Raw genomic sequence first — 19,662 nt, forward strand, 5'->3', positions numbered from 1 at the left:
TAAGAGAAGAAAGTGCCTTTAAATTCACACGCCTATGTAATTGACATTTCACAATTCTCAGAGCATTGAGGAGATTGTCGCTCAAGCCGGATGTGAGATTTGGTATCTGCCGCCTTATTCTCCAGATTTGAACAAGATTGAACACTGGTGGAGCGTGCTAAAGAATTGGATGCGACAGCGATGGGATGAGTTTGATACCTTTCGAGATTGCGTTGATGCTGCCTTTAAAGAGTGTCCTAACGTATGTGCGTAGCGCTATACAGTGGCTGACATTGGCATTGCAGCGTTTTACAATGCCATTGCAACCGATCGCAATGGCAATGCAGGGAGTGAAGTATCTGCTGTATCTGTCGCTTAGAGACCAAGGTACTCTTGCAACGACTTCACCTCTAGCGGCTGTGATTGCAGCGATCGAATCGCGGCAGCCGTGGCATTGGCTCCGGCGATCGTCGTCACAATCGGGATTTTTTGCAAGAGCGCCGTTTGGCGAATCGAGCGATCGTCGATTTGAGCCGTTGCCCAGATCGGCGTGTTGATAATCAACTGGATCTGCTTGTTCTTGATGGAGTCGGGAATGTTGGGTCTGTCCTCGTGCAATTTCAGCGATCGCTCCTCCCGTCCATGAGCTACTTACTGAGGGCTGAGCAGTGGAATTGGGTGATTACGGTTTTTGCGATAAATCTGAAAATCACTATCCAGAGTGAAAACGAAACTATTGGAGTAAAGCTCAGCCATCCGCACTAATTCTGCATCTGCCAAAGAGACGGGCACTGATTGATAGCAAGTTAGCAGCGCTACTACTGTCGCCAACTCCGCATCCAGATCAAACTGAATCACCACTTGCCGCCGCTCCAGAAGCTGAAGCAGCGCTTCCCAACCATTCTTCACCCGTTGCAACAGAAACCAGGTTTCTGAAACCACAGCTTCACAGGTCAGCAAAGGGGGTGCAATTTGAGTCAACTGCTGTGTTACCCAAGCGTGATGGCGATCGCGTCGGTCAATCAAAGCGACTAAAACACCCGTGTCAGCAATCACTTGGTCGAGCATTACTGACCGTAACTCTGCATATAGTCTGAATTTGTTGAAAGATCTCCCGGACCTTCCCCGGCTCCAATTGCAGCTTGAGCAACCTCAAAGAATGATTGAGGAGTAGTTTCAGGTTCCGTAGTCCTTGGGATTTGGGTAAGAAGTTGCAATAGCTGTTGGCGCTCTGTGGACGAAAGCATTTGGACGGCAGCGATCGCGGCTTCAAATTGCGGAGTCATAGGGCAACCTCGTGGTTATCTGACTCTATGCTATTTGAATTCAGGCACGATCGCCCCTTTCTCTCAGCTATGCGATGGCATTGCCGAGGCTGCAATGCCATCGTAGCGAGTAACCTATGCTTCATCCGTTACATAGCCCGCTGCCTAAAGACCGAGATACTCTTGCAACGACTTCACCTCCAGCGGCTGTGATTGCAGCGATCGAATAGCTGCGGCTGTTGCGTTGGCTCCGGCGATCGTCGTCACAATCGGGATCTTTTGCAAGAGCGCCGTTTGGCGGATGGAGCGATCATCAATTTGGGCGGTGGCCCCGATCGGCGTGTTGATGATGAGCTGAATCTGCTTGTTCTTGATCGAGTCAAGAATGTTGGGTCTGCCTTCGTGCAGCTTTAGCACCAGATCCACCTCTAGCCCCTGCTCTTGCAGCGCCTTACGAGTTCCGGCAGTGGCAACCACGCTGAAACCTAGGCTAATCAGATCTTTGACGACTGGAATAGCAGAGGCTTTATCGCGATCGTTCATCGAGACAAACACGGTGCCCGACTGTGGCAATACCTGCGATGCTCCTAGCTCTGCTTTAGCAAACGCCTTGCCGAAGTCGTTGTCGATGCCCATGACCTCGCCCGTCGATCGCATTTCGGGACCGAGAATGATGTCCGTACCGGGGAATTTGGCGAAGGGCAGAACCGCCTCTTTCACTGAGATGTGGGTAGGAATCACTTCGTGGGTGTAGCTCAAAGACTCTAGCGACTTGCCCGACATGACGCGCACTGCCATTTTTGCCAGCGGCACGCCGATCGCCTTCGAGACAAAGGGAACGGTACGCGAGGCGCGGGGATTTGCCTCCAGAATGTAGACCTGCTCTCCCTGTACGGCAAACTGAATATTCATTAACCCAATCACGTTCAGGGCTTTCGCCAACTCGATCGTCCAGGTGCGGATAGTTTCCAGAACGTTCTCCGACAGGGTAACGGTGGGAATCGAGCAAGCCGAGTCGCCGGAGTGGATACCCGCCTGTTCGATATGCTCCATGATGCCGCCGATGACGACATTGCCGCTCTGGTCAGCGATCGCATCTACATCTACCTCGATCGCGTTTTCCAAAAACTGATCAATCAGAATCGGGTGATCGGGTTCCACCAGCACGGCGTAGGTCATGTAGCGCTCCAAGTCAGTGTCGGAGTAGACAATTTCCATGCCGCGTCCGCCCAAAACGTAGCTGGGTCGCACGACCACGGGGTAGTTGATCCGTTGTGCCACCTGTCGAGATTCCTCGAAGCTGCGGGCAAGACCGTTGGCGGGTTGGCGAATGTCGAGCTGGCGCAGGATTTTCTCAAACCGCTCCCGGTCTTCGGCAACGTCGATCGAGTCGGGCGAAGTGCCCCAGATTTTGGTGATAATTTCAGGGTGGGTGTCAAGATATCTTTGAAGAGGAATCGCCAGCTTCAGCGGAGTCTGACCGCCAAATTGGATGATCACGCCCTCTGGCTGCTCTGCCTCCAGGATATTCAGGACATCCTCTTTGGTCAGCGGCTCAAAGTAGAGGCGATCGCTCGTGTCGTAGTCCGTAGACACCGTTTCAGGATTGGAGTTAACCATGATCGTCTCAAAGCCGTCATCCTGTAAGGCAAAAGAGGCGTGACAGCAGCAGTAGTCAAACTCAATGCCCTGCCCAATTCGGTTAGGCCCCCCGCCCAAAATCATCACCTTACGGCGATCGGAGGGCAGCACTTCCGTTTCCACGGCGGCGCTTTCATCTCCTGCTTCGCTCAGAGACATGACCTCCGATTCGTAGGTGGAGTAATAGTAGGGGGTGAGCGCCTCAAATTCTGCCGCGCAGGTGTCCACGGTTTTGTAGACCGGAGTGATGCCTAGGCTCTTACGATAGGTGCGCACCTCGTCTTCGTGGGTTTTGGTGGCGTAGGCAATCTGGCGATCGCTAAATCCTTGCTGCTTCATGCCATACAGCACCTCCCGCGTCAGCTTATTCAGCGGCGTTTTCTTCAGATATTTCTCGGTTTCCAGCAAATCCCGCAGCTTGTCCAAAAACCACAGATCGATCGCCGTCAGCTCATAGATTTCTTCCACCGTCATGCCCAGCAGCATCGCCTGCCGCACAGTAAAGATCCGTTCCGGGTTGGGGATGCGCAGTCCTGAGCGAATTTGTTCCAGGCTGGGCAGCTTTTCGACGCGATCGCAGCCCCAACCCGCTCGACCTGTTTCTAGGGAGCGTAATGCCTTTTGAAAGGACTCCTGGAAGGTACGACCGATCGCCATCGCTTCGCCCACCGACTTCATTTGGGTGGTCAAGGTTGGCGTAGAGCCAGGGAATTTCTCAAAGGCAAACCGAGGAATCTTTGTCACCACATAATCGATCGTCGGCTCAAAGCTTGCCGGAGTCTTCTTAGTAATGTCGTTAGGAATCTCGTCCAGGGTGTAGCCGACCGCCAGCTTTGCCGCAATTTTGGCGATCGGGAAGCCAGTCGCTTTAGAGGCAAGCGCCGAGCTGCGAGACACCCGCGGATTCATCTCGATCACCACCACTTCGCCCGTTTCGGGATTGACGGCAAACTGAATGTTAGAGCCGCCTGTTTCTACGCCGATCTCGCGAATGATTTTGATCGAGGCATCCCGCAGCCGCTGATATTCTTTATCCGTCAGGGTTTGCGCCGGGGCGACGGTGATCGAGTCGCCCGTGTGAATGCCCATAGGGTCGAGGTTTTCGATCGAGCAAATAATCACGACGTTATCGGCGAGATCGCGCATCACCTCTAGCTCGTATTCCTTCCAGCCCAGCAGAGACTTCTCGATCAGGATTTGCGACACCGGACTGGCATCTAGACCCGACTGGGAAATTTCCTCAAATTCTTCCTGGTTGTAGGCAATGCCGCCGCCCGTGCCGCCCATGGTAAACGCTGGACGGATGATCAGCGGATAAGAGCCAATCTCAATCCCCACTGCCATGGCTTCATCCATAGTTTCGGCAAGACCCGATGGACAAACGCCCACACCGATTCGCGCCATGGCTTCTTTAAATAGCTTGCGGTCTTCCGCCATCTCGATCGCCGGAAGCTTTGCCCCAATCAGCTCCACCTCATATTTTTCTAAGGTGCCGTTTTTCGCCAGAGACACCGCCAAGTTCAGCGCCGTCTGTCCGCCCATGGTGGGCAGCAGAGCGTCGGGGCGCTCTCTCTCAATAATCTTGGCAACAATTTCTGGGGTTAGTGGCTCAATGTAGGTGCGATCGGCGGTTTCGGGATCGGTCATAATCGTCGCAGGGTTGGAGTTGACCAACACCACCTCATAGCCTTCATCTCGTAGGGCTTTGCAGGCTTGGGTGCCTGAATAGTCAAACTCACAGGCTTGCCCAATCACAATCGGGCCAGAGCCAATCAGCAAAATTTTGTGAAGATCATCGCGGCGCGGCATAGGTCAGACCCAACTCACTGATTTAAATCCCACTTATTGTAAAGGCATTGGGGCGATCGTTTTGAATCAACTGATTCAAGTTTGGGGTCAACCTTCTGCAACAATAAAGGGTTTTGAGTGTGAGAGGTTTTGAGTGTGAGAGGTTTTAAGTGTGTAAAGCCAGGAGCGATCGCGCTGGAGAATTCGCTGAGGAATTTGCACCAGAGCATTACAAATTCTGTAGCCCATCATTCACGCTGACGTGGCAAATCCGTAGGTCGGCTTAAGGAATAAATCCTACTCCGTCGAGAAATGTTACACTTCGCAGTGTAACTTTGAATCCTATTGAACATAACGCATTCAGAAGGTATGGCAAGGAGAATCTGATGCTTGACTATCTTCCCTCCCTCAACGATCACAATCTGCCTTACCCGGATACAATTCACCCGATCGTCGTTCACTTTGTGATTGCGATGGTGCTGTTTGCTTTTGTCTGTGATGCGATCGGCTACTTCACCAAAAATGCTCGCCTCCATGAGGTGGCTTGGTGGAATCTATTCTTTGCCACAATTTCTATTTTTATTGCCGTTCTGTTTGGTCAGGTTGAAGCGGGATTGTCAGAACCCTACGATGCCGTTGAGTCGGTGCTGAACTTACATACTTTACTCGGCTGGACGCTGTCGGCGGTGATTACCGCGATCACGGCATGGCGCTATATTCTCCGAGCCAAAGACCCGCTGAAGGTACCGCTGCCTTTCTTGGGTGCAGGACTACTGCTGACCCTTTTGGTTTGCTACCAGGTTTATCTAGGCGATGAACTGGTTTGGGTCTACGGACTGCATACTGTGCCCGTCGTTGAAGCCATTAGAGAGGGCGTTTTGCAATGAACTCTGAACTAATCGATCAGCTAGGATCGCAACTGGGCGCTAACGGTCTGCCCTACGCTATTCCGATTCACCCTAACTTGGTTCATCTGACGCTTGGCTTGTTCATTATCGGCATTGCCTTTGATATTGCTGGGGCGCTGTTTCCGCTAGAGAAGCAGATCCTGAAGTTTCTGTCGCTTACGGTCGTTCGTTCCAACTTTTTTGATGTGGGTTGGTACAACGTGCTGGCTTCGGCGGTCATTACGTTTTTTACGGTGGCGGCAGGCTTCTATGAAATCATGCTGGCATCCCCCCTTACAGATATCAAAAGTGCCTGGGGGTTACAGGCAATGGAAACCATGCTCTGGCATGGAGTCGGTGGCGTTCTGCTGCTGTTTCTGATTGTGGGTATGACCATTTGGCGAGGCTTTCAGCGGTTTGTCTGGCGCAACGACGTGGCGAGACAAGTGCAATGGAGCTATTTGGCAAGCGGCATGGCAATCCTGTTTCTGATGTTTGTGCATGGAACGCTGGGTGCGCACCTGGCTGGCGAATTTGGAGTCCACAATACGGCTGTGGGTTTGCTGCAATATGGCGAAAATCCTAATGCTTTTTTGAAGTAGCCATCAGGACAAAATGTTATGAAACTTCGGACTGTTTTAACGCTGGCTGCGATCGCCATTCCCATTACGCTCATTAGCCTGTGGATGGGTCAGCAAGCCTACTCTTGGATGCCACCCCAGGCTTCCGCCGAATCGAAGCTGATTGATGATCTATTTAGCTTTCTGGTGATATTGGGCACGTTCATCTTTTTGGGCGTGGGCGGCACCATTATCTACTCAATTATCTTCTACCGGGCAGGAAAGTATGACTTTAGCGATGGCCCGCCGATCGAAGGTAATGTGACGTTAGAGGTGGTTTGGACGATAATTCCGGTTTTCCTGGTGATTTGGATTGCTGGCTATAGCTATCACGTCTACAGTCAGATGGCGATTCGAGAACCCATGGAAATCGTGCATTTGCACAATCCGATGGAAATGGAGTCGGCATACGCTGCGCCTGAGAAAAATCTTGACACTCAAGAAAATGTCACTAAGGGCGCGCCCGAAAGCGCGGTTGTCTTGCCGCCTGAGGAAATTGAGGTGCATTCTCGCCAGTGGGTTTGGGAGTTTCGCTACCCTGAACAGAACGTCACGAGTACCGAGCTACATTTACCAGTCGATCGCCGAGTGCGTTTAGCACTCCAGACAGAAGACGTGCTGCATGGATTCTATATTCCCGCATTTCGGCTGAAGCAGGACATTATTCCTAACCGGACGATCGATTTTGAATTTACGCCGATTCGCATCGGTAAATACCGATTAGAAGACTCTCAGTTTAGTGGCACCTACTTTGCCGTCATGCAGGCCGACGTGCTGGTGGAATCGCCAGATGACTACAAGCAGTGGCTGGCTCAAGCCGCAAATCGTGAACCTTCAGCAGCTTACAATCAGGCGGCTTCTGAGTACAGTCGTTTTTCTGACAAAGCAATTAAGCCGGGATGGCCAACGATCGTACCTGCTCCTGCGCCCCTAGTGAATCAGCCGGGTGCCACATCTCTAAAAACCTATAGTCAGTAAGTTCAGTCAGTAAGGTAGCTATTGATGACTAATATCCCGATCGAAAGTATTCCCGTTCTGGGCAAGAACCCGCTCCCCCCTGCGTGGCGAAAATATTTTAGCTTTAGTACTGACCATAAGGTAATTGGCGTTCAATATCTTGTTACCTCCTTTGTTTTCTTTTTGATTGGCGGACTACTGTCTATGGTGATGCGGGCAGAGCTGATCACACCAGAATCTGATCTGGTCGATCGCTCTCTCTACAACAGCATGTTCACCATGCACGGCACGATTATGATCTTTCTGTGGATCTTTCCCTCCCTGCTGGGTTTGGCAAATTTCCTGGTGCCGCTGATGATTGGGGCGCGCGATATGGCGTTTCCTCGGCTGAATGCTGTCGCCTTTTGGATGGTGCCCGTGTTTGGCATTTTGCTAATGTCAAGCTTTTTCCTACCCAGCGGTGCCTCCCAGTCGGGCTGGTGGGCTTATCCTCCAGTGAGTTTACAGAATCCGTCGGGCGATTTGATCAACGGTCAGGTGATGTGGCTGCTGGCAGTAGCGATCTCTGGAGTAGCTTCCATCATGGGTGCCGTCAACTTTGTGACGACGATCTTTAAGATGCGTGCTCCCGGCATGACGTTTTTTCGGATGCCGATTTTTGTCTGGACAGTGCTGAGCGCCCAGTTAATTCAGCTCGTGGGTCTGCCTGCTCTGACGGCAGGAGCCGTGATGCTGTTGCTTGACCTAACTCTAGGAACCAGCTTCTTCAATCCTGAGAAAGGCGGTAATCCGCTGCTCTATCAGCACTTTTTCTGGTTCTATTCCCATCCTGCCGTCTATGTAATGGTGCTACCAATCTTCGGGGTCTTCTCCGAGATTCTGCCCGTATACGCCCGTAAACCACTTTTTGGTTATAGGGTAGTCGCCATTTCTTCCATTACCATTTCGGTGGTGAGTCTCCTGGTCTGGGTTCACCATATGTTCGCTAGCGGTACTCCCGGCTGGATGCGGATGTTCTTCATGGCGACGACGATGTGTGTAGCTGTGCCGACAGGCGTGAAGATCTTTGCCTGGACGGCGACAATCTGGCGAGGGAAACTGCGGATGGATACGCCAATGCTATTTGCATTGGGGGCAATCCTGATGTTCCTGTTTGCGGGGATTACCGGAGTCATGCTGGGTTCTGTTCCCTTTGATATTCACGTCAACAATACTTATTTTGTGGTGGGTCATTTCCACTACATTGTTTACGGCACCATCACAATGGGGATGTTTGCTGCTCTCTATCATTGGTTCCCCAAAATTACGGGACGCATGTATTACGAGGGTTTGGGCAAACTTCATTTCTGGTTAGCCTTCATTGGCACTAACCTCAATTTCTTCCCAATGCACCCCGCTGGATTGATGGGGATGCCGCGCCGCGTATCTTCCTACGACCCGGAATATGCCTTCTGGAATGTCTTGGCAAGTCTAGGCGGGTTTCTGCTGGGGATGTCTACACTGCCCTTTATTTTGAACATGGTGAGTTCCTGGGTGCAGGGTAAGAAAGCGCCCGCGAATCCTTGGAGAGCGATCGGTCTGGAATGGCTGGTGTCTTCACCGCCGCCTGTCGAAAACTTTGAAGAGATTCCAGTCGTGATTGCAGAGCCTTATGGCTACGGCAAATCTGAGCCTCTGGTATCCAATGCCGCTGCTATGACTCAAGAAGCATAGTTTTTGCAGCGCCAGCCGATACTCGTTCTACACAGGTCTTGACCCTCTAGAAAATCTTCAGAGAATTTGCCATGGAAAGTTCTATCTCATCTGAGCTACAGCACAGTGCCACCGAACATGTGCATGATGAAGAAGGCAATAGCATGTTTGGCTTCATCGTATTCCTGCTGTCAGAAAGCATTATCTTTCTCAGCTTTTTTGCAGGCTACATTGCGCTGAAGCTAACTGCCACAGACTGGCTTCCCCCAGGAGTTTCTGGGCTAGAGGTTAGAGAACCTGCGATTAACACAATTGTCCTAGTCTCCAGCAGTTTCGTAATTTACTTTGCTGAGAAAGCGCTCGATCGCCAAAATCTTTGGGGCTTTCGGATTCTGCTGCTGGCGACTGCGGCAATGGGCAGCTATTTCCTCTGGGGTCAGGCGACGGAATGGCGCGGTCTTTCCTTTGGCGTGACCACAGGCACCTACGGCGGTCTGTTCTATTTGCTGACGGGTTTTCATGGTCTGCATGTGCTGACGGGCGTTCTGTTGCAGGGAATTATGCTAGCTCGTTCCTTTATCCCCGGAAATTACGAGGGCGGTCACTTTGGTATCAATGCAACGTCTCTCTTCTGGCACTTTGTGGACGTGATCTGGATTGTTTTGTTTCTTCTAATCTATATCTGGCAGTAAGTTGGACTACAAGCTGGACTACAGCATTCACCTGTAACGAGGCGCGATCGCAAGGAGAACACCAATGATTATTGATGACCAGCAATATGATCTGATTATTGTCGGCACAGGAGCCGGAGGCGGTACCCTGGCGCATAAGCTAGCTCCTACCGGAAAGAGGATTTTGATTCTGGAGCGGGGCGGCTTTCTGCCGCAGGAGGATGAAAACTGGAATGCTACTGAAGTATTTAAGAAAGAGCGTTACCACACCCATGAGCAGTGGTACGACATTTCTGGAGAACCGTTTCGTCCCCAGACTAACTACTGGGTAGGGGGTAATACAAAAGTATACGGTGCGGCTCTGTTGAGAATGCGGGAGAGAGACTTTGAGGAAGTAAAACATCAGGAAGGAATCTCTCCAGAGTGGCCTCTAAAGTACAAAGATTTTGAACCTTACTATACCGAAGCTGAGAAGCTCTACGACGTTCACGGTAAACAGGGTGATGATCCGACTGATCCGCCTCGTAGTGAAGAATTTCCCTATCCTGCGGTCAGCCATGAGGCGCGGATGCAGGAAGTCTGTGATGCCATTTCTGGCAGAGGGTTACACCCGTCGCATTTGCCTCTGGGTCTGAAGCTCACTGAAGGAAAAGATAGCACCTGCATTCGGTGTAACACCTGCGACGGCTTTCCCTGCAAGCTCCACGCTAAAGCGGATGCTGAAGTGGATGCGATCGCCCCAGCGCTCAAGCATCCCAATGTCACTCTGAAGACAGAAGCCAAGGTTTTGTGTCTGCACACTAGCCCGTCAGGACGCGAGGTTAAGGCGGTTGAAGCAGAGATTGGCGGACAGTCCTACCTGTTTTTTGGTCATATCGTGGTGCTATCCTGTGGGGCGGTTAACTCGGCGGCATTATTGCTGCGATCGGTTAACGATCAGCATCCTGCCGGACTCGCTAATAGCTCTGACCAGGTGGGGCGCAACTTCATGAAGCATACCATTACGGCCATGGTGCAGCTTAGCCCCACGCCGAATTCTGCTGTGTTTCAAAAAACTATTGCTGTCAACGACTTTTATTGGGGAGAGCCAGAATTTCCCTATCCAATGGGGCACATTCAAAATACTGGAAACGTGCTTCAGGAGATGATTCCGGCTGAAGCACCGCCGCTGATCTCTCTCCTATCTCGCCTAATTCCCGGATTTGGTCTGCGGCAGTTGGCAACCCATTCGATCGGCTGGTGGCTTCAGTCTGAGGATTTGCCCCATGCTAACAACCGAGTGCGCGTGACTGGAGCCAAGCTGCATTTGGACTATGTATCCAACAATGAGGAGGCACATGATCGCCTCATTTACCGCTGGACTGAAGTGCTGAAGGCAGTCGATCAAGCCGCAGAACATTCTGTCCTGCGTCGCGGCATTTATCCCCGTAGCGATACTCCCATTCAGGTCGTGGCAAACCAGTGTGGCACCTGTCGTTTTGGCGAAGATCCGACAACTTCTGTGCTAGATCTAAATTGCCGTACCCATGATGTGGACAATCTCTATGTCGTAGATGGCAGCTTTTTCCCTGCTAATGCGGCAGTTAGTCCTGCTTTGACCATTATGGCGAATGCTTTACGGGTTGGCGATCATTTAGCTGAGCGACTTAAATAGATGACGGTTACGAACGAGGCAGCATGAAATTTAAGGTATTCAATTCTCGCGTCGATCGATATATTCACATTCTGGCGATCGGGTTGATGGCAATTGCGATCGCCCTCTCATCAGTTGCAGCAAATGCAGAAGCGGCAGAGAGTCTGGACATCACGGTATATCGTGACCCAGACTGTAGCTGCTGCGGGGGCTGGATTGACTATCTGACGACTCAAGGATTCAGTCCTACGATCGTCATGACTGCTGACATGGAAACCCTGAAACAGCAGCAGGGCGTACCTAACGACTTAACCTCATGCCACACGGCGGTCATTGATGACTATGTGATTGAAGGTCATGTCCCAGCTGAGGATATTAAACGTCTATTGGTAGAACATCCCCAGATTAAAGGTATTGCAGTACCCGGTATGCCGATCGGTACACCGGGAATGGAATCTGGCGAGATCCATGATGCCTTCAGCGTCATTTCATTCGACCAACAGGGAAATACCCAAGTTTTTAATCAGTATTGAGCGTATAGCAACCGCCACGGTGATTAGAATAGGGACATTTAGGGTGGGGCTTCGCGCCTCACCCTAAATGTCCTAAGCAAACTGGCGACAGCTACATAAAGATATTAATCTAGACGCTGTTTGCGAATGCTCAGCTTACGGCTGGGTTTACCAAAGAACATTTTCCCTGAAAGGCTCTGAAGATAGACTGAGCCGATCGTAATTAGAAAGAGAAGGTAGGCGATCGCCTGCACCTGATAAAGCTGATGGGTGTAGCCGAACAGCGCACTCAGCAGCAATCCTGGAAACTTATCTTCTGGTAGAACTTTGGATAAATCCCAGACGATAGGCCCTAGGACGCAAGAGTGAACTCTGGTGAAATGCTCGTAATAGAAACACAGCGATTCCGAGGCACGGTTTTGACCTGCCAAAGTTTGCATCACGTTATCAAAGTGCCCTAATGCTGTCACCACTAATCCAGCAACAATCAGCAGTAGCAGGATACCCATGACTTTAAAAAACTGTCGCAGATTAAGCTTTATACCCCACTTAAACAGCAGTACCCCCACCGATGCTGAAACCAGCAAGCCAGCTAGCGCCCCCATTGCGGGAAAAAGCCCTTGCTGAAACTTGGCCGCTACAAAGACAACTGTTTCAAAGCCTTCTCGCAGGACTGCGAAAAAGATTAGGCTAAACACGCCCCAGCCTGCCCCGGTATCGCGCTTCAAGGCTGCTGATAGTTCTCCTTCAACCAAGCCCTTCATCGATCGCGACTGTTGCGTCATCCAAATCAGCATCCAGCTGAGGAGAGCGATCGCCACAACGCTAAAAATGCCTTCCATCAAAAATTCAGCCGCCGGACTCAAAGCGCCCAACGACTGAAGAATCCAGCTAAACAGCACTCCGACTAAAACACTTGCTGCAATTCCGCCGAGCACGCCTAGATAAACCCAGCCATTGAGTTGCGATCGATTGGCTTTTCGCAGACAGGCAAGCACAATGCCGACCACCAGAGCCGCCTCGACTCCTTCGCGTAATGTGATCACAAAGGTGGGTAAAACAGAGCTAAAGTCCATTAATTTTTTGCTTTGGGTAAATGGAAGGCGTGTTTCAGAAAAGTTCAGTCGATCAACAATCAAAGCTTTGACTGAAAATACTTGGGTCGATCCCCCTAAATCCCCGCGCTATCGCGCCGCTGCGCTAGAAAAAAGGGGGACTTTGAATTCTGAAGCCCCCTTTTCAAGCGGGTTGGGGGATCAAGCTGCCGTCTTCTTCAACGAAGCAACTGCTTGTTCAATGGCTTTGACCTGATTGGCAACCTCGTCAGCAGAGACAACTGGTGCTGTGGGTGGCACTGGCTGAGTCCAAGCTTTGGCTAAGTTATCGAGCTTCGATCGCAGGTCTTTGGCAAGCGGGGCATCTTGCTGAGTTAGCTTGGCTTCAATGCTCTTGAACATCGTGTCCTTCACATAGTTCACAAAGCCCATAGAATCTTGGTACTCGATCGCGGCAGTGATTTTGCCCCCGCTAATGGATGCTATGTACTCTGCCGCAGCGGTATCCAGCATCTCGGTCATGGCTTGCAGCACAAACTCAGGCGATTGCATCTGGGTGGCAGGGAGAACGGCGATCGCTTTATCGATTCCGCTCATTGCCGAACTGAATTCCGTTGCAACTTTTGGATCGTTAGGCTTGGACTTGACCAAATCCTGGACGGCTGTCAAAGAAGCGCTAAACTCTGGGACTTTACGTTCTGGGAGCTGCTCCTGAATGTCCACATAGATTTCTTCTACAGGGTGTCCCAAGTGCGGCTCTGCCTGATCGGGTAAGTTCAGCTTCAAGAGCTGATCTGCAATCAGCATATGTCCTTTCATTAATCCCAGCTTAGTCAAATAATCAACATCTTTGGCTTCCCCAGTCAGCACGATGTCTTCTACCGTGACTTGATCTTTAATCTGATCAAACTGATCTTGTTTAAGTACGCCTTTGCTAACCAAGTCGTCAATGCTGCCGTAGGGACGACTCGCCTGAATCTGATTCGATAACGCCGGAATGCCCAGCTGTGCTTCCAGCTTATCTAGTTCTGACAGGATAGAAGTATTGATATTGATTTTGCGATCGCCTGTAGCGCTTGTCATAGCGCTAGTTGCCGCAGGGCTGGCAGAGGGTGCATTAGAAGATGAAGGCGCTTGGGTGCAGTTGTTTAGACCAATCACCAGGCAAGTCATGGCGACTGCCATCAGCAAAGGTCTAAGGATTGAGCGAAGGGTAAACATATTTAAAATCCTGGCTAATGGCTCCTCACAAAAGCTCACAAGGTATAGACCCTTGCGGAGGAGTGTGACGAGCCGTCATAGTTGCTTAAGGCTTAATCTTCACTCCACATAGGAATTACTGTCAACTACTTAATCAAAATATTTTCATCAGTCTGGTAAGGAAACTCAACCGAAAGAAAATCTACATCCAATATTCAGCTAAGCATTAGAACGTGGAATGACGTCGAAAACTCCCATACAGCCTGCTTCAGCGATCGCATCTTGATGCGGGTGAAACATATACTTTCCAGGAAACGGGTAGGCAAATTCCAGAATGTGCCGCTCAGCGGTGCCCATGGTTACAACGTCAGTCTCCATTGTGGGAGCAAGGGTCATGCCTGTGGGAAATAGTTTGAAGAAGTTGGCGTGCAAATGGAAGGTGGCAACCGGGTCGAACTCTATCAGATTCAGCACATACAGGCGAACGAGCTGATTTTGATAGATGGGAATAGGATGCTGCATATAGTAATCAGGCAGTCCGTTGAAGGCATACAGCTCGTTTTCGTTCTTTTCATTTACGTCATAGCCCTGCATCACCAGCACGATTTCGTCAGCCGGAGGTCTACCTTCCTTGGGATCAATGATGAACATGCCATGTAGCCCTTTGCTGATGTGACGAGTCACTGGGGCAATGTGGCAGTGGTAAAGATGCAGACCATAAGGAACCGCATCGAACTCGTAAATGAATGCCGTGTCGTTGCGCACAGGTTTGATACCGTCAACTTCAGAGGGATGAATGCCGTGAAAATGCATCGTGTGGGCATGTCCGCCTTTGTTGAGGAAAACCACCCGAATGCGATCGCCTTCTCTGGCTCTCAGCGTCGGCCCTGGCACTCGTCCGTTGTAGTTCCACGTAACGTAGGAGATAGCTTGATTAAGCTGCAATATGGTGTTTTGAGCCGTGATTTGAAATTCTCGGATGGTGCGCCCATTTTCTTGTTTTAAAGTGCCGTAATCAAATTCTCGGCAGACCTTCATCGGATTGATGCCGTTGCCATAGGTAGGCGTGCCCTCTGGAATAGGCGGAATTTGCACGGCAGCATTTCCAGAGGCTTGCCTAAGCTGTTGCACCGCTAACGTTGCGCCAGCCACGCCCACCCCCGCTAAACCCAGCTTGAGCAACTGCCGTCGATTGAGAGGCTTAATGAATTTATTCGACTCGATCGGCATACTTATTGAGAAAGATTTTAATCCTACCCCTAAAACCTATCACTGGTTTATTGAAAATAGATAGCAGCAGGAAGCTCTTAATGATTTTAATTAATTCAGTTCAACAGAGGGGAGTTCAACAGGACGGGCTGTATACCAAATCGTAACTGCTGCTGACGTGCCATCCAGACTTTGCCGCTGAAGGGTCGGATCAGAGGAGACGTCAGCATCAACGTCTGTCGCAGGAGGGGCGATCGACAAATCTGAGTCGCATGAGCTTGTTCTTGGCGTTGCAGCTCTTGACAGCGAAGGATTTCCGGCTGACGTTCTGATTGAATGTTCGGTAGGATAGCGTCGATCGCTTCTAAACTCACTTCAGTTGCAGTTTGCAAAACGGGCAGCAAATGATTCACCGCTACAATCACGTCCCGCAAAGCCACATTAATGCCCTGAGCGCGAATCGGTGCCATGGGATGTGCCGCATCGCCCAACAGCAAAACGCCGGGTTGGTGCCACTGCGGACATTGTGCCAGCATGACGTTGAGTAAGACAGGCGGATCTAACGTATCGGCATTAGCGCGAATGTGGTGAGCGAAAGCAGGAGGCGCAATTTTGGCAATCCGATCTGCCCAGTCGATCGCCTTCCAGTCTTGTCGCTGCTCTTGGGGAAGGGCTGATTCTTTAGAAACCCGTTCGCGCGGCGGCTGTTCGTGAGATAAAACATACGCCATTTTGAGGCTATTATCCCAGGCGGTGTATGCCCCAAAGCTCTCAGCATCCCGAATGAATCCATAGAAGGTATGGCGATCGCTTTCCGGTAAAGGAGCCGCCATGCGTAGCCAGAGCACATCTGCATCATAGTCCAGCTTTTCCAGGGGCAAGTTTGCCAATCGCCGCACTGCGGATTTGCGACCATCTGCACCAATTACCAAATCGGCAGGGATGGCAACCTCTTGTCCTGCCTGCCGCACCACCACGCCAGAGACTCGCGCATCGGAGCGATCGCCCTCATGGCTCAAACCTTGGACAGTGCCCTGAATGAAGTGAAAGCAGGGGAAAGCCTGCGCCCGTTTTAGCAAAGCTTCCAGAAACAACGGCTGGGAAATGAGGGTGGGGCGATAAACTCCCAAATCCTCTGGCTCATTTGCCTGGAGGAAGGGGCGATCGTTGACGACAAACTTCCAGGTGTGAATCTGCTGCGTGGGCAGCGTTTGCAGCAGCTCTAGCAAGCCCATTTGCTCTAGCGCCTGAATACCTCCCGGCATCAATCCTTCACCGCGAAAGACGCGATCGAATCTAGTTGCTGCCTCAATCAGCGTGACTTCAATGCCGTGCCGTGCCAGTAAGTAAGCCAGCGTTAGCCCTGTGCCTCCTGCTCCAGCGATTACAATATGCACCATTTTGTAGAGTCTCTCGCGAGTTTGCCTATCGGCTGATCGCCAAAGCTCCAGTCTTGCGCCAGATCAGAAATCCATGCAGGGTTGCCAGCGCGATCGTCCAAACGGTCTCTTTGAACAGCAGTAGACCCAGGGTGGTGAGGGTGAAAACATGGGTTCCGGTGAGCAGGAAGCCGCAAAACATGACTAAGCCTTCAAACAGCAGAAAGCCAGTGCCAAGGGCGATCGCCACCCAGGCTATATGTCCTGAAAGACCTTGGCGGCTGAAGCTAGGGCGCAGGGTCGCAATCAGCGCCACAAACAGCGTCCCGAAGCCCATCACCAATCCCCAAATCAGAGATTCTGAGGTGTAGGGATAGTCGCGCAAAACATAGCCATAGAGCTGACTCGCCAGCCAGACCGTCATGGCTGACAGTAGGGCGAGTTTGGGTCTGAGGGTGGCTCCCGCGATCGCGGCAAAGGCAACGAGAGGCGGGTGAGCGTAGGTAACGCTGCTGGCGCTACCCATCACGGTGAGCATCAGAAACCAAAAGCGACTTTGAGCCAGATTTTGCCAAGGGGCTTGCCAATGATCAGATTCGGTAAGCGGGATAGGGGTAGAAGGTTTCATGGTTGCAGGAGGGTAAAAGCCAAGATTGCTGTAGCTCTATCCTATCCTGTGTTCCCTGTTCCCATCCTGAGTTCAGGAGAAGGCGATCGCTTGTCTAAGGTAATCACTAAGCTACCGATGAAACTGGATCTGCGGTAGTCTGCGCTTCTCGGCGTTTGGGGCGTTTGCGATCGCTGCGGCGTGTGCCCCCTGCCATCTGATATTCATCGCTGTTTTTGCCATACTGATAGGCAACCGCGATCAGCATTCGCTCTGTCCATTCGCCAATCATCTTTTCGGCATCGATCGCAGCCGTGTAGGACTGATCGACAACAGATAGTGCGGTGTTGTAATTCTCTAATTTCTGACGGGCATCTTCAATCATCTGGCTGTAAGCCTTCACCGTTAGCCCGTTACCTAGATCGAGTGCAGTGTTAATAGACTTCAGTGCCGCTAAACGGGTCTGAGCTTTTTCGAGGGTGACAGAATTGTACTTCTTTTTGCGAGACATCGATCGGTTTCCTGAGAGTATAATTGGTTTGCTTTAAGGTAATTAAACCGTCCTCTGGGCAGTAACCGTGATCTCCATGAGATTGAAACCAATTTTGAGAAAAGGGGCGATCGATTCAGTATTTGTTCTGAGCGTTTTGGGGTAGGAGTAGGGATATAAAATGGAGCTTTTTGGGGAGCGGGGAAGTCTCTAAGATCCCCCTAAATTCTCCTTTTTAAGGGGGGCTTTGAAATCGGGTTCCCCCGTTTTTCAAGGGGGGCTAAGGGGGATCAACAGATGTCAACCCTCACAGCTAGAAGCTCTCTAAACTTTCTTACAGCTGATCTAAATTTGCCTTTCCTTAACTCAAAAGATCAGAACTCAAAATCAATTCATGCTGAAGGATAATTAGATTTTGCTTGAGCGAAACCAAGCGATCGCCTCACGAAATCAAGCGATCGCGATCGCTAATCTCTGTTGGGGTTCTCACAATTTAGTTTAGAAAATCGCTTTGTTGATCGTCTAAACTGCAAAATTCTCATACAACAAGCCAGCTCGATCGGGATAGTTGGCTAACTCAGTCTGGACTCGCTGAATTTGCGCTTTAAGCTGCTGCATTTTTGTCAATTCTGCCAACAGATCCGCAGTCAAAGCCCTAACTTCTACCGAGCTAATCTTCCGCATCGATGCTTTTCCCGGTTTTAAGGACTTTTTGCAAAAAGTGCGAATCTAGAGATTCTATAGGCTTAAGATCAACCCATTGATGGCTTATCCGGTTGGCTGCTGCCATTGCCGCAAAGAAATCTTCGGGTGAAATGCCTTTAACCGCCAGATCAATATCTGATTCAGCATCAAACCGATCGCCTTGCACCAAAGAACCAAAGACAATGATCTGGGTTGCACCAAACTCAAACCTGAGCAATTGAGCAATTTGCTGAAGATCTGCCCACGCCTGTTTTGCCAGCGCTTCAGATTCAACCGCTTGCTGAGCCTGACGATCGCGCCAGTAGTCAATGTATTTTTGCTCCACCATAAATCGATCGAATGGGTAATTGGATGCCTAGGGCAAGCGTTTCCTCAAGCTTATCCGATCGGCGCGATCGCCCTGCGGGTTCTCTAATCTAAAAGATCAGAACTCAAAATTAACAAAGCCTAACTCAAACTCAATTTGTGCTGAAGGGAAATCAGATTTTGCTTAGGGGGAAGAGGGCGATCGCCTTACGGAATTAAGCAATCGTGACAGCAAATTAATATTGCAGTTCTCAAAATCAATTTCAGAGAGTCGCTCTTCTATTCATTACTGCTAACTAAAGCGTCTCCTATCTGCGTACAAGCTCAAGGGAAACTCCCTGGTTTTCTAAACGGTGGCGTTCTTCATCTGCTTCTAACTTCAGGAGTTCTTGGTGACTTTCACAGTAGTGAATCACCTCTTCAATGGCAGAGATCGGCAAGTCCCAATTTTCTGCGGCTTGCTCTAGAGACATATGATTTGTCATCATGTCTTGCCACACAACAGATGCCAGCAGAGTGCGACCTTTGATGTAAAGTTGTCGCCGCCATGCGTGAGGACGGGCAACCAAGTATTGCCAATCCTGATCGGATGCTGAGGTTTGCAGCGATCGAATAATGGCGCTGACCAGGGTGAGGCGATCGACCGGAGATAACCTGGAAGCTTGCTCTATGAGTTCTTGCAAGGACATAGGACAACTTTTTCTAGGGTTGCTGACCTAGCTTACCTCAAGACTTCCGAGGTTTTGAAAACCTCGGAAGTCTTGTTAAAGGGGATGAACCGGACGGGTCTTCGGCGAACCTACCAAACCATCCGGTTCTGTTTTATTTTCGGAAAGGGTTGCCCCCATCACAGGAACAGACTGGACTCCTGAGTGTACGCCCAATCGAATCCCTTCGACCAGTTCTAACAAGGTAGGAGTACTCACGCTAGAACGCAAACCACCCGAAAACCGAGATTGTTGTTCCGATTGCCAGGATCGTTGTAGTTGCGAAAAGCAGACCGACAGTTCACAGGATTGTTGTTCCACGAACCGCCGCGCATCAGCTACGGGATCTGCCCCAGTTC

At 50.7% G+C, this 19,662-nt stretch carries 21 protein-coding genes and 2 pseudogenes; 8 read left to right on the forward strand and 15 right to left on the reverse strand.

From position 1 onward, the window contains the following. Positions 1–43: 43 nt before the first annotated feature. A pseudogene (locus AC5JMP_RS14955) lies at positions 44–253 on the forward strand (transposase); the annotation flags it as partial. A gap of 101 nt (positions 254–354) precedes the next feature. Here the strand turns inward: AC5JMP_RS14955 and AC5JMP_RS14960 are convergent. The 4 genes and pseudogenes from AC5JMP_RS14960 to carB form a co-directional block, all read right to left on the reverse strand. Continuing rightward, positions 355–603 (reverse strand): annotated as a pseudogene (locus tag AC5JMP_RS14960) (hypothetical protein); the annotation flags it as partial. 27 nt (positions 604–630) lie between these two features. Further along, positions 631–1,047, reverse strand: a complete 417-nt coding sequence (locus AC5JMP_RS14965; protein ID WP_495852284.1) for a type II toxin-antitoxin system VapC family toxin — start codon at positions 1,045–1,047, stop codon at positions 631–633. Further along, complete coding sequence (locus AC5JMP_RS14970) at positions 1,047–1,265, reverse strand: hypothetical protein (protein ID WP_495852285.1); 219 nt, start codon at positions 1,263–1,265, stop codon at positions 1,047–1,049. The genes AC5JMP_RS14965 and AC5JMP_RS14970 overlap by 1 nt, the downstream gene beginning before the upstream one ends. Positions 1,266–1,409: 144 nt before the next feature. Beyond that, positions 1,410–4,694 (reverse strand): carbamoyl-phosphate synthase large subunit, encoded by a 3,285-nt coding sequence (gene carB / locus AC5JMP_RS14975; RefSeq protein ID WP_495852286.1) that lies wholly within the window; start codon positions 4,692–4,694, stop codon positions 1,410–1,412. Between the two features lie 365 nt (positions 4,695–5,059). Here carB and AC5JMP_RS14980 point away from each other — a divergent pair, with 365 nt between their 5' ends. From AC5JMP_RS14980 to AC5JMP_RS15010, 7 genes are all read left to right on the forward strand, one after another. After that, on the forward strand, positions 5,060–5,560 hold the full coding sequence (locus AC5JMP_RS14980) for a DUF2231 domain-containing protein (protein ID WP_495852287.1): 501 nt from the start codon (positions 5,060–5,062) through the stop codon (positions 5,558–5,560). After that, complete coding sequence (locus tag AC5JMP_RS14985; protein WP_495852288.1) at positions 5,557–6,162, forward strand: DUF2231 domain-containing protein; 606 nt, start codon at positions 5,557–5,559, stop codon at positions 6,160–6,162. The genes AC5JMP_RS14980 and AC5JMP_RS14985 overlap by 4 nt, the downstream gene beginning before the upstream one ends. 18 nt (positions 6,163–6,180) lie before the next feature. Continuing rightward, positions 6,181–7,158 (forward strand): cytochrome c oxidase subunit II, encoded by a 978-nt coding sequence (locus AC5JMP_RS14990; RefSeq protein WP_495852289.1) that lies wholly within the window; start codon positions 6,181–6,183, stop codon positions 7,156–7,158. Positions 7,159–7,182: 24 nt separating this feature from the next. Next, complete coding sequence (ctaD, locus tag AC5JMP_RS14995) at positions 7,183–8,850, forward strand: cytochrome c oxidase subunit I (RefSeq protein WP_495852290.1); 1,668 nt, start codon at positions 7,183–7,185, stop codon at positions 8,848–8,850. Positions 8,851–8,921: 71 nt separating this feature from the next. Next, positions 8,922–9,521: a cytochrome c oxidase subunit 3 gene (locus AC5JMP_RS15000; protein ID WP_495852291.1), complete on the forward strand. Its 600-nt coding sequence runs from the start codon at positions 8,922–8,924 to the stop codon at positions 9,519–9,521. A 64-nt stretch (positions 9,522–9,585) separates the two neighbouring features. Further along, a complete protein-coding gene (locus AC5JMP_RS15005) occupies positions 9,586–11,154 on the forward strand; it encodes a GMC oxidoreductase (protein ID WP_495852292.1) in 1,569 nt (522 codons plus the stop codon). Positions 11,155–11,177: 23 nt separating this feature from the next. Beyond that, the gene (locus tag AC5JMP_RS15010; protein WP_495852293.1) at positions 11,178–11,666 is read left to right on the forward strand and encodes a DUF411 domain-containing protein; all 489 of its coding nucleotides are present in this window, start codon (positions 11,178–11,180) and stop codon (positions 11,664–11,666) included. 104 nt (positions 11,667–11,770) lie between these two features. On the opposite strand, the gene AC5JMP_RS15015 is transcribed toward AC5JMP_RS15010, so the two are convergent. From AC5JMP_RS15015 to AC5JMP_RS15065, 11 genes are all read right to left on the reverse strand, one after another. Further along, positions 11,771–12,721 (reverse strand): FTR1 family iron permease, encoded by a 951-nt coding sequence (locus tag AC5JMP_RS15015; RefSeq protein ID WP_495852294.1) that lies wholly within the window; start codon positions 12,719–12,721, stop codon positions 11,771–11,773. 180 nt (positions 12,722–12,901) lie between these two features. After that, positions 12,902–13,921: a 4-helix bundle domain-containing protein gene (locus AC5JMP_RS15020; protein ID WP_495852295.1), complete on the reverse strand. Its 1,020-nt coding sequence runs from the start codon at positions 13,919–13,921 to the stop codon at positions 12,902–12,904. Positions 13,922–14,119: 198 nt separating this feature from the next. Further along, positions 14,120–15,130: a multicopper oxidase domain-containing protein gene (locus AC5JMP_RS15025; RefSeq protein WP_495852296.1), complete on the reverse strand. Its 1,011-nt coding sequence runs from the start codon at positions 15,128–15,130 to the stop codon at positions 14,120–14,122. A 95-nt stretch (positions 15,131–15,225) separates the two neighbouring features. Then, complete coding sequence (locus AC5JMP_RS15030) at positions 15,226–16,509, reverse strand: FAD-dependent monooxygenase (protein WP_495852297.1); 1,284 nt, start codon at positions 16,507–16,509, stop codon at positions 15,226–15,228. A gap of 25 nt (positions 16,510–16,534) precedes the next feature. Then, positions 16,535–17,116, reverse strand: coding sequence for a hypothetical protein (locus AC5JMP_RS15035; protein WP_495852298.1), 582 nt, complete (start codon positions 17,114–17,116; stop codon positions 16,535–16,537). A 106-nt stretch (positions 17,117–17,222) separates the two neighbouring features. Next, entirely contained in the window at positions 17,223–17,606 is a 384-nt protein-coding gene (locus AC5JMP_RS15040) for a hypothetical protein (RefSeq protein ID WP_495852299.1), read from the reverse strand. 501 nt (positions 17,607–18,107) lie between these two features. Next, positions 18,108–18,269: a hypothetical protein gene (locus AC5JMP_RS15045; RefSeq protein ID WP_495852300.1), complete on the reverse strand. Its 162-nt coding sequence runs from the start codon at positions 18,267–18,269 to the stop codon at positions 18,108–18,110. Further along, on the reverse strand, positions 18,256–18,618 hold the full coding sequence (locus AC5JMP_RS15050) for a nucleotidyltransferase family protein (protein WP_495852301.1): 363 nt from the start codon (positions 18,616–18,618) through the stop codon (positions 18,256–18,258). Before AC5JMP_RS15050 ends, AC5JMP_RS15045 begins: the two co-directional genes overlap by 14 nt. Positions 18,619–18,904: 286 nt before the next feature. Then, positions 18,905–19,285, reverse strand: coding sequence for a hypothetical protein (locus AC5JMP_RS15055; protein ID WP_495852302.1), 381 nt, complete (start codon positions 19,283–19,285; stop codon positions 18,905–18,907). 75 nt (positions 19,286–19,360) lie between these two features. Next, complete coding sequence (locus tag AC5JMP_RS15060) at positions 19,361–19,522, reverse strand: hypothetical protein (protein ID WP_495852303.1); 162 nt, start codon at positions 19,520–19,522, stop codon at positions 19,361–19,363. Then, on the reverse strand, positions 19,519–19,638 hold the full coding sequence (locus tag AC5JMP_RS15065) for an SUMF1/EgtB/PvdO family nonheme iron enzyme (protein ID WP_495852304.1): 120 nt from the start codon (positions 19,636–19,638) through the stop codon (positions 19,519–19,521). Before AC5JMP_RS15065 ends, AC5JMP_RS15060 begins: the two co-directional genes overlap by 4 nt. Between the last annotated feature and the right edge of the window lie 24 nt (positions 19,639–19,662).

It is taken from the genome of Drouetiella sp. (assembly GCF_059504425.1).